The organism is Hoeflea sp. (genome assembly GCF_984452065.1).
The window spans coordinates 1-10,813 of record NZ_CFHWAF010000144.1 but is presented as its reverse complement, the minus strand read 5'-3'; the positions used below and the strand labels follow the sequence as shown (position 1 = coordinate 10,813).

Here is a 10,813-nt window from a genome sequence, read left to right as displayed (position 1 = left end):
GACGGAGAGCATGGCCTGACCTTTCAACTAGCGCTCCGAGTCTGAATCCTTTCGGGCTTCCAAACAAGATTGCGCGTGGTGCTCCCTTGCGGCGTGACGGGCAAGAGCGCGAATGATTCGACGCAGCATCAAATCGCGCCGCGTGTCCGACGCGCGGCAAGAACGATTATCGCTGGCCTTTGGGTCCTCTGTGAAGTCTGCCACTGCTGCCTCAATCTCGGTTCGGGCAGTCTGATCATTCGATCGCGTGGCGTCCTAACTCAACCGGATACCTTCAAGTATCATCCAAGAACACCCAGGCGGTCCTTGCTGACCTTTTCCGAAACTAGCCAGTTCTTCCATTCTCATGCCAAGGGCGTTCTGCTGCGGCATATTACTGCCTTCAGTTATAGGGCGTGATCATTGGGCCAAACAGGGTCGGCTACGTCCGCGGCTTCCGCCTTTCACTCGGCTAGAAAGAAGCTTCGCATGGCCTGGGCACATTCTGCGGGTGCTTCTTCCGGGACGAAGTGGCCGCAGCGAATAGGCGTTTCGGTGACGTTTTCACACCATCTCTGCCAGACGTCCAACGGCGACTTAGCCATGTTTGAAAGGTAGCCGGTGCCCCAGATCACGGTCGTCGGACATGTGATCTTCTTCGCAGTGTCGCGATCGATCTTGTCCAGTTCCCAATCGATCGTCGCGCCGGCTCTATAGTCCTCACAGGTAGCGGCAACGACTTGTTCGCTGAAGAACTGTTCGATGTAGGCTTCCCGGGCCTCTGGCTGAAGGGCATCCTTTCGGCCAGCCCAACTGTCCAGTAGATGCCCGATGTAGAGCCGAGGGTCCGCGCCGATCAGGCGCTCCGGCACGGGCGGCGGCGTCGCCAGGAAGCACCAATGGTGTGTCGCAAGGGCGGTCTTGCCGTCCATTGCCTCCCAGACGTCGATGGTCGGCACGATGTCGATAGCCGCGAACTTCTCCACGACCGTCGGATGATCGAGGCACATGCGGTAAGCCACCCGTCCGCCGCGATCGTGCCCGGCCAGGTGAAACCGGTCATGACCCAAAGCAGCCATGAACTGGACCAACAGGCCAGCGATGTGACGCTTGGAGTAGTTAAGGTGGTCCGGGTCCGGCTTTGGCCCGACACTTTGGCCATAGCCCGGCAGATCCGGCATGATGACCTTGAAGGAATCTGCCAACATCGGCGCCAAAAGATGCCAAACAAGGTGGGTTTGCGGATAGCCGTGCAGCAGCAGCAGGGGAAATCCATCCCCACAAGAGGCGTAGCGGATGACACACTCATCCACAGCGATTTCGGCAAGTTCGTCGGTTTCCGTCATTGGGCAGTCTTTCATCATGATCGAAGATGATTATTAATAATCAATAATTATCTTCTGGACAAGTGAGCTCGTCGCGTCGATTGTCTCAATGTGGGGTAATCGGTCTACCTTGCCGAAATTCGTTGCGGTTGTCGGCCGGGATGCCATATGGTGATCTCGTCAGATTGTTGATTATGAATAATTAGAAACATGAGGTTCGAGCATTGGCGAGGCTGCAGCGAAACCACACCAGCCTGGACTCGGTTGTGGCTGAGAATATTCGGCAGCGAATTCTGAGTGGGGAGCTCTCGACAGGTGACCACCTCGTCGAGGCCGAGTTTGCACGTGCCTACGAGGTTAGTCACGGGACGGTTAGATCCGCTCTAAAGACCCTTCAGCATGAAGGACTGGTCGAATTTCGCCCTCGCCGAGGGATGTATGTGACAGAGCTACAGCCAGCGGACGCATTGGAGTTGTGTTCGCTCAGAGATAGTTTGGAAGCGCTTGCTGCTCGGTTAGCGGCAAAAAAGGCGACCCAAGCGGATCTCAATAGGCTTCAAGCCGTCATGGATGACCTGCGTTCCGCTGCATCCGAAGGAAACCGTGCGAAGTGCATGGAACTCGACCTTCGCTTCCACCGACTTATTGTCGATATGGCGCGGCATAGCCGCTTGTCTGCGATGTACCAACAGTTGGAAGCGCAGATCCGGCTCTTCATGGTTTTGACCGATCCTCTCCATGAGGATCTCAGCGACATGGTTACGCTCCATCAACCGCTGACGGACGCTATCTGCGCGGGCGATTCACGCCGCTCCGAAAGGCTTGCGTTGCGGCATAATGAGCGAGATGGCCAAAGGCTCGCGTCGCAGCTCGAACAGGCGCAAGCCTAAATATCATTATAAATCAGTTGGTTATAGAGATACTCTATCCGCCGGCTAGATTCTAGTTGATTATGAATTATTAATAATCAATAATAACGATGCATCAAGAGCATAAAGCTCAAACTATGGGAGGATATGATGAAGCGACGGGGTTTTCTCGGACTAGCGGCTGGAGCCCTCGCGGTCTCGTTGGCCGGCCTACCGGCAATGGCGACCGACATGACACTTCGAATCGGCGGCACGGGATCGACCGAAAGTGCCGATCACAAAGCAATCACGATCTTCAAGGACGAATTGGAACGGCGGACCAACGGACAGGTAACCGTAACGATTTTTCCAAGCTCTCAACTCGGCACTTATCGCGAGATGCTGGAGCAGATTCGCGCCGGCACTCTCGATGGGATGTATGAGAGCCTTGGCATCGTCGGACCGTGGCATCCTGTGGCCGGTCTAGAGGCGGTGCCTTACCTGTACCGCGACGTCGACCACTTCTTCTCAGTTTGGAACGGCGAAGTAGGTGCGGCAATTCTTGAAAACGTTGCCCAAGAGTCGAAGTTCCGGGTTCTTGGCCCCGCCTTTCGTGGTTTCCGCCAGATGGCGCTCAACCAGCCGGTCCACAAGATCGACGACTTGCAGGGTCTCAAATTCCGGGCGCCTGCTATTCCGGCCTACATGGATGCGTTCAAGGCGTTAGGCGGGGCGCCAACGCCGATCGCGTTCGAAGAGGTCTATACCGCTGTGCAGCAGGGGGTGGTCGAGGGGCTCGAAAACCCGCTGGTCACAATCCACGACCATCGATTCTACGAAGTCGCTCACTATGCGGTGATGACGGGCCATATGGCCGAGACGATGGGGTTCATATTCTCCGAGGACTGGTTTCAAAAGCAGCCCGAGGAGTATCAAGACGCCCTTGTCGCTGCGGCGAAGGCGAGTTCTGCCTGGTATCGACAGTTCACGGAGGAGAACGAGGCCAAGTTTCTCGTGACGCTCCAAGAAAAGGGCATGACCGTTATAGAGCCCGACCTGACTGGGTTCCATGAACGGGCAAAGGCATACGACCCCGGTCCCGACCTGTCCGATTGGGTGCAGCAGATACGCGCGGTGCGATAGCACAGTTTCAAGCCGGAAGCCCTCATGTGGGCTCCCGGCTTGATCCGGCAACTTCACCACAACACCCGTCCGACCCAGGGAGGTGGGCAGATGCTCCGCGTCATCTCGTTCATTGCGGAATTGGCGGAAACAACGCTTATCCGTTTAATTCAGGCACTCTTGGCAACCATCGTCGCTGTCATCTTCGCTCAGGTCGTCTTCCGATATGTCCTGTCGGCTCCTCTGATCTGGTCGGAAGAAATAGCGCGCCTCTGCTTCGTCTGGCTGACATTTCTGGGCGCGGCAATCCTGGCCCATCGGGGCGAGCACATTGCGGTCGCCCTGTTCGGGAACCGGGTCTCACCGCGTTACGACGCATTTCGCGAAGTCGCTTGGGCGGTCGTCGGTCTTTGCTTGTTTATCATCTTTATTCTCGAGGGGATGCGAATGATCGGAATCGTCTCCGGTCAGATCGCGCCCGCAACAGGTTTGCCAATCGCCACTCTCTATCTCGCAGCCGTTGTTGGCGGTGGTTTTGGCGCAGTCCTTTCCGTTGCCCGGGCCGCTCGATCGATCGGGGAGCGGTAAGGTGCTCTTCTTAGCTGTATTGTGTTTCCTTGCCTTGGCGTTCGCTTCGTTGTCGATGCCGATTGCGTATGCTCTCGGTCTGAGCACCGTTCTCGCGACACTGCTGTTCACCGATATTCCGCTCTTCCTGCTCGTCCAAAAGACTATCGGAGGGGTCGACTCATTTACGCTTCTGGCGATTCCCTTCTTTCTCCTGGCGGCCGCTCTGATGAACGAGTCGGGCATTACCGACCGCATTCTGAGCGTGTTCAATGGTGTGTTCGGAGCGATCCGAGGCGCTCTTGGACTGGCCTCCGTCGGCGCGAATATGTTGCTTGCGGGTATCTCGGGCTCCGCCGTCGCAGACGCGACGGCAACGGGTTCCGTCCTGATTCCGTCGATGAAGGCAAGCGGATACCCTCCCGGTTTCGCTGCTGCGCTTTGTGCGGTGGCTGCCATTTGCGGCCCTATCATTCCCCCGAGCATCCCGTTGGTTATCTACGGTGTCGTCGCCAAGGTTTCGATCATTGAGTTGTTCGTGGCCGGTTACGCTCCCGGGCTCCTTCTTGGTGCGGTCCTCTTCCTTTACGTCTTGATCGCTTCCCGATTCCGTGGGTTCCCCGCCGAGGGGTCGGTCGTGCTCTCTGAAATCGTGCGCCGTGTCTGCAGGGCAGCTTGGGGCCTGATCATGCCGCTGATTCTTATTGCCGGCATATTCGGCGGAGTTTTCACGGTCACTGAATTGGGAGCGGTGCTGGTCGTATACGCACTTGTCGTCGGGGTGTTTGTGTACCGCACCCTGTCGATGAGCAGTCTTTCGGTTTCCTTGAAGTCGTCGGCACTCGACACGGCGAACATCATGTTCGTCGTAGGAATCAGTTCGTTCTTTGCATTCTTGCTGGTGTCGCAAGGCATCCCACAACTAATCCAGGGCTTCGTCCTGACACAGGTCGAAAGCCGCATACTGTTCCTTCTCTTGATCAACCTTACTTTTCTCCTTGCCGGCATGTTCCTCGACTCCACACCGGCGACGATCATTCTCGTTCCTATTCTCCTTCCGATCACCGGAGATCTCGGAATCGATCCCGTTCATTTTGGGATGATCGCGGTCTTCAACCTGATGATCGGTCTCATCACTCCGCCCGTGGCTCTCACGCTGTTCATCACAGCGCGTATCGCAAATGTTTCGATCGTCAGAGCGATGATCGAGGCCGCGCCGATGTTCGCGATGCTGGTCGCGATTCTCGGGCTGATTACGTTCGTGCCCGAGTTCGTGCTCTGGCTCCCGCGACAGCTTGGCTACTGATGGAGTCGATCCAATGACACGCAAATCGTCGGTTTTTTATCGCGACCTGACATCCACGCCGACCCATGTCGTGGGTGGCGAGGGCGTCTACCTGATCGATCAGAGCGGGAACAGATACATCGATGCAATGGCGAGCGCCGGCGTCGTATCGATCGGGCATGGACGCCGGGAGATCGCCCAGGCTCTAGCCGATGCTGGGAACGAGGTAACATACGTCTATGGAGGTGGCTTCACGCACCCATGGCAAGAGCGACTGGCAAATGCGCTCATCTCCATCGCTCCCGGGAACATGGATGGCATCTATTTCGTCTCAGGTGGTTCTGAAGCGAACGAGACGGCGCTCAAGCTCGCTCGGCAGTATTTCGTCGAGCGAGGGATGGCGCAGAAGTACAAAGCAATAGCTCGATGGCAGAGCTATCACGGCGTCACATTGGCAACGCTGTCGCTCTCGGGCCGCACGAGTTGGAGATCGATTTACGCGCCTTACCTCTTTGAGGTTGCGCACATTCCTCCTCCTTACGACTACCGCTGCGCGCTCTGTGCGGGGTGTGACGGCTGTCAGCTTGCCTGCGCCGATGAGTTGGAGCGCGCCATCCTGTTGGAAGGCCCTGAAACCGTCGCCGTTTTCTTTGCCGAGCCGGTTGTCGGCACCACAGTGACCGGGCTAACGCCACATCCGGAATACTACAAGCGTGTAAGAGAAATCTGCGACCGTTACGACGTCCTCTTCGTCGCGGACGAAGTGCTCTGCGGCTACGGCAGAACGGGTCGTCCGTTCGCCATCGACCATTGGAACGTCGATCCTGACATCATAACAATGGGAAAGGGGATCGGCAGCGGGTACGCGCCGCTTGGCGCCGTCATCGTAGCCGAGAAGCTTGTCTCGGCGATACGGTCCGGCTCCGGTCGCTTCAATCACGGCTTTACCTATAGCGGGACGCCTACGGCCTGTTTTGTCGGGCTGCAGGTCTTCGGCATCATGCAGAAGGAGGATCTCTTCTTCCGCGCCGCAGACCTCGGCACCTACCTGCTCGACCGTCTTCAGGCTCTTGCGCAGCGACATGACTGCATCGGCGACGTGCGAGGCCTGGGCCTGCTGGTCGGTGTCGAGTTCGTTCAGGATCGCAAAACCAAGGAGCCCTTTCCGCGTGAAGTCGACTTCACCGGACGAGTGGTCGCATCGGCTCGTCGGCGTGGCGTGTTGATCAATCCCGGGGTGCCCTTAGCGAACTTTGGCCGGAACGGCGATCACGTCCAGATCAGCCCGCCCCTGATCGTGACCAAGGCAGAAATCGATTTGATCATCGACGCCCTCGATGGGGCGCTCACCACAGTCGTGCGTGAGGTCGCGGCAGAGGCGGCATAGGAGCTCAGAAGCAGAAGGGAATCGAACAATGCTGAAGAAAACCGTTTCCGAGATCGGGACACATCCGGTTGTACTGATGGATTCAATTACAAAAACGACAAGCGAGGATGCCGGCGCAATCGTTGTCTCGGCATCTCATGGCGGCGCGAGCTCCGGTGAGTTTGCGTTGGAGACGCCCCTCACCGGGGTGTTCTTCAACGATGCTGGAGTTGGAAAGGATCGCGCCGGCACCAAGGCGTTGGACATGCTTGACGAGCGTGGGGTTCCGGCCGCCACCGTGAGCCATTTTTCTGCACGCATCGGCGATGCGGCAGATATGTGGGAAGGAGGCGTTATCTCATGTGTCAACGCAGCAGCGTCCAAGCTTGGCCTCAGGGTGGGCGAGCCGCTGAAGGAAGCCGTCGAGCATCTTGGTGAGAAGGACTAGGAGCAAGCCATGAGCATCATCATTCCTTCTCAAGTTCCGAAGTGCTCTTGCGGACCGAAACACTGGCCTGGTTGCCGACATCGTTGCAACAGGCCGGCTCGCCAACGTTGGCTGCAAGTCTTCGAGATCGCCTCATGAGTGCAGCCGTCGTCGCAACCTACTTGATCGAGACACCGCTTCCGCTGGGCCAGGCCGCCGAGACCCTGGCGGCAGAGCAATCGACGGGAAGTTTTACCCAGATCATGGGTGAGGAAAAGGCGGAACCATATCAAGCTCGCGTTCTCTCTATCCAAGAACTCGGACGAAGGCGGGAAGCAAGCTTGTTCTCTGCCTATCTGACGCGGCTCGGTAAAGGAGAAGGGTATCAGCAGGCGAGGATACGCATTTCATTCCCGTTGGCGAACGTCGGTGCCAACTTGCCGACTTGGTGGGCGACAGTCGCCGGAAACCTGTTTGAGCTAGGTGAGCTGACAGCGGTCCGCTTGGAGCATCTTGAGCTACCACAGGAACTCGTCGAGCAATTGCCAGGTCCGGGTTTCGGTGTGGAGGGAACGAGGCGTCTGGCCGGCGTTTCCGACGGTCCGCTGATCGGGACAATCGTAAAACCCAGTATTGGGTTCTCGCCTGAAGACTATGCCACCCGGGTGCAGGCCCTCGCCGAGGCCGGCCTTGATTTCATCAAGGACGATGAACTCATGGCGGACCCGCCGCACTGTCCGCTGGTTGAGCGGGTGAACGCCGTGATGCCTGTCTTGAAGGAACATGCGCAGCGAACCGGCAAGATGGTGATGTATGCATTCAACATCACCGCCGATTGTGACCAGATGCGGGCCTATCACGATCATGTTCTTCGGTCCGGTGGCACTTGCGTCATGGTCACGTTGAACACCGTCGGATCCGCTGGGGTGTTGACACTTCGTCGCCATTCACAGCTCCCGATTCATGGCCATCGAACCGGTTGGGGCATGTTCACGCGACACCCGGGATTGGGGATGGCCTTCCAACCTTATCAGGCGCTTCAGCGTCTTGCCGGCGCCGATCATCTTCATGTCAGCGGGTTCCAGGGCAAGTTCTGGGACAGCGACGAAACCGTAGGCAAGGCCGCGCGCGCGTGTCTTACGCCTTTGGATCAAACGCCTGCGGGCCAGCCGGTGATGCCAGCGGTGTCCGCAGGCCAATGGGGTGGCCAAGCGCCAATCGCGTATGAGTGGATTGGCTGTTCGGACCTTCTCTACCTTGCCGGTGGCGGAATTCAGGGTCATCCGGATGGAATGGCGGCTGGCGTCGCGGCGATCAGGGCCGCGTGGCAAGCAACCATGGATGGTGTCCCGCTTGAGGAAGCTGCCGCGAGCTGTGCTCCGCTCGCTTCGTCTCTTCGTGTGTTTGGCAAGAAGAGATCGGTTTAGTCATGGCAACCAATACCCTCCTTACGTTCTATGGCGACGATTTTACGGGATCGACGGATGCACTTGACGGCCTCGCCCGCGGAGGTATCTCGGGTGTGCTTTTCGTTCGCCCGCCGGATAAGCCACTCCTTGAAGCCTATGCCGGCAAGCAGGCCGTCGGCATTGCCGGCGTGACCCGTGCCCTTGGTCCCCAAGCCATGCACGTTGAACTTCAGCCTGCTTTGCGCATGCTGCAGTTCCTGGGAGCGCCGATATGCCACTATAAAGTCTGCTCCACCTTTGATTCCTCGCCGACGATAGGAAACATAGGGACAGCCATCGAGACAGGGCGTTCTGTTTTCGGTGAAGCGACGGTTCCTGTCATGGTCGGTGTCCCCATTCTCGGCCGCTATGTGGCATTCGGTACGCTCTTTGCCCGGTACGGCAACTGCGGTCAGGTATCTCGAATTGACCGACATCCCGTCATGAGCGTCCATCCTGTCACGCCGATGCGCGAGGCGGACTTGAGAGAACACCTTTCGCAGCAAACCGATCTACCGTTGGGCTTGTGGGATATTCCGTCGTTTGAGACGGGAGAGCCTGAAGCGCAGTTGCTGGAACGTTTGCGTGGCACGGGTGAGATCCTGGTCGTTGATACGCTCACGCGGGATCATCTTCTTGTCTGCGGTACAGCCTTGCTCAATAGAGGCCGAGACAGATCCTGTTTTGTGGTTGGTTCATCCGGAGTCGAATACGCCTTGGTCGAAGCCTGGTCGCAGGACAGCGACATAGAGAAGCATAGCTTTTCGCGGCAATTGGAGGCGGTGCCCCAGATCGTCGTTGTATCGGGCAGTTGTTCGTCCGTGACGGCGGAGCAGATAGAGGTGGCTCTTGGCCAGGGTTTCTGTGGAATCGAGGTTCCGCCGAATGCGGCCTTCATCGAAGGCGATGAGGCGGAAAAGCTGATCGGAAAACTCACCGAAGCGGTAACTATGCGTCTTGCTGAAGGAAAGTCGGTGGTTGTCCACACGGCTATGGGGCCAGATGATCCCAGGATTGCCGCCGCCAAAGCCGGGCGGAGTCCAGCCGCCGGTGCCACGGGGGAGCAGCTTGGAAACCTACTTGGAAAACTCCTTAAGGACGTAAGCGTGCGGACAAAGCTGCGAAGGAGCTGTATTGCCGGCGGGGACACCTCGAGCTTCGCCACACGTGCGTTGGGCGTCGATGCCCTGGAGGTGCAAACTCTGACTTCCCCTGCCGCTCCTTTGTGTCGAGCGCTCAAGGGACCCGAGAAGCAGCAAATATGCGAATTGGTTCTGAAGGGCGGGCAAATAGGTCCTCCGGATTACTTCGTTCAACTTCGAGATGGAGTATCGCTGTAGGTGGATCGGCAATCCAAGGCGTTGGCTGCTCTGTCGACTGGTGTGAGATGGAGTGCGAGCAGCACCTTGGCTCTAATGACGTCTCCTTGGGTAGCTTACGGCGGCATCTGTGCCGCCGATCTTTTTTCGCTGGAGTTCCGATCGTATGGCAACGGCGTCAAGGCAGACGATATGTGGATTATCAGGCGATGACGCTCTTATCTGCGCCGGATAACTCCTGTTTGTTATTATTGGACTTGACGAAGCGGCAGGCTGAAACGCTGCCGAGAAACCCACGTGAGAAGTTGGAGCGGACCGTCGGCGTCCTCGAACGGATCGCGAAGATAATCCGGGTGCCGCGGTTCCTCGCGGTTCCGACGAGTGTTGCCGGAAGCGAGCTCGTTGCCAATTTTGGCCAGCCTATCTTTGAGTGGTTGGACGGCGGTTCCCCCTGGGCAGACAACGATCTGACGAAAGCCATTGCTGATAAGAACCGCAGCCGCCTGTTCTTGGCCGGGTTTTGGCTGGAGGATACCGTTACCTTTTCGGCTCTCGGTGCCCTGGCGGACGGATATGATGTTCATGTCATGCTAGACGTCTCCGTAGCTCGCCGAGAGGACACGCGTGAGGCCACGATTGAAAGGTTAGTGCAGGCAGGCGTGGTGCCGACGACCGCAGTGCAGCTCGTATCTGAATGGGCGGCGACAACTGAGGACGCTGACACCAGAAACCAGTTGCACAAGATAATCTCTGGGCATCTTTCCTAGATTTGCTGGCGCCCAGCCGACCTCCGGCCGGCCACCGGGCTCTATTCCGCTAAGGCCGCTGGCGCGGCCTAAGCTCCACGGAGCCCGTGCGTACCGCACGGTCTCCGCCCATCCGGGTCACGATCCCTGGCGCGGGCCCGAAGCTAACGCTTCGGGATACGGACGCCGCCCTTCGGGCGGCGACGCTTTTGTTGGCCTTTCCCGGTGCGGGGGGCGGGCGGACACTCCCTTGTAGCCCCGCCGGGGCGGCCCGCAACCGCCTTGGCTCTATGTCCGTCTAAGTCCGTCTTTCTCGTCCTACCAAGACAGTTGCGTCCCGCCTGACCCGGCGAGGCTCCCGGTCGCTTACCGTCCGCCCCC

Annotated in this window: 10 protein-coding genes; 9 read left to right on the top strand and 1 reads right to left on the bottom strand. The window is 58.1% G+C overall.

Annotated features, from left to right (window positions below):
• Positions 1-443: 443 nt before the first annotated feature.
• Positions 444-1,325 (bottom strand): alpha/beta fold hydrolase, encoded by an 882-nt coding sequence (locus tag AC5E6N_RS20390; protein ID WP_491749533.1) that lies wholly within the window; start codon positions 1,323-1,325, stop codon positions 444-446.
• A 245-nt stretch (positions 1,326-1,570) separates the two neighbouring features.
• On the opposite strand from AC5E6N_RS20390, the gene AC5E6N_RS20385 reads away from it, so the two are divergent.
• From AC5E6N_RS20385 to AC5E6N_RS20345, 9 genes are all read left to right on the top strand, one after another.
• Positions 1,571-2,194, top strand: a complete 624-nt coding sequence (locus AC5E6N_RS20385; RefSeq protein WP_491749532.1) for a GntR family transcriptional regulator — start codon at positions 1,571-1,573, stop codon at positions 2,192-2,194.
• A gap of 210 nt (positions 2,195-2,404) precedes the next feature.
• On the top strand, positions 2,405-3,295 hold the full coding sequence (locus AC5E6N_RS20380; protein WP_491749531.1) for a TRAP transporter substrate-binding protein: 891 nt from the start codon (positions 2,405-2,407) through the stop codon (positions 3,293-3,295).
• 90 nt (positions 3,296-3,385) lie between these two features.
• Entirely contained in the window at positions 3,386-3,862 is a 477-nt protein-coding gene (locus tag AC5E6N_RS20375) for a TRAP transporter small permease (RefSeq protein ID WP_491749530.1), read from the top strand.
• Position 3,863: 1 nt separating this feature from the next.
• The gene (locus AC5E6N_RS20370) at positions 3,864-5,147 is read left to right on the top strand and encodes a TRAP transporter large permease (protein WP_491749529.1); all 1,284 of its coding nucleotides are present in this window, start codon (positions 3,864-3,866) and stop codon (positions 5,145-5,147) included.
• Positions 5,148-5,160: 13 nt separating this feature from the next.
• Complete coding sequence (locus AC5E6N_RS20365) at positions 5,161-6,513, top strand: aminotransferase family protein (RefSeq protein WP_491749528.1); 1,353 nt, start codon at positions 5,161-5,163, stop codon at positions 6,511-6,513.
• 28 nt (positions 6,514-6,541) lie between these two features.
• A complete protein-coding gene (locus AC5E6N_RS20360; RefSeq protein ID WP_491749527.1) occupies positions 6,542-6,940 on the top strand; it encodes a hypothetical protein in 399 nt (132 codons plus the stop codon).
• Positions 6,941-7,074: 134 nt separating this feature from the next.
• A complete protein-coding gene (locus AC5E6N_RS20355) occupies positions 7,075-8,346 on the top strand; it encodes a RuBisCO large subunit C-terminal-like domain-containing protein (RefSeq protein ID WP_491749526.1) in 1,272 nt (423 codons plus the stop codon).
• A 2-nt stretch (positions 8,347-8,348) separates the two neighbouring features.
• Positions 8,349-9,707, top strand: coding sequence for a four-carbon acid sugar kinase family protein (locus AC5E6N_RS20350; RefSeq protein WP_491749525.1), 1,359 nt, complete (start codon positions 8,349-8,351; stop codon positions 9,705-9,707).
• Positions 9,708-9,880: 173 nt separating this feature from the next.
• Positions 9,881-10,453, top strand: coding sequence for an isochorismatase family protein (locus tag AC5E6N_RS20345; protein WP_491749524.1), 573 nt, complete (start codon positions 9,881-9,883; stop codon positions 10,451-10,453).
• Positions 10,454-10,813 lie beyond the last annotated feature (360 nt).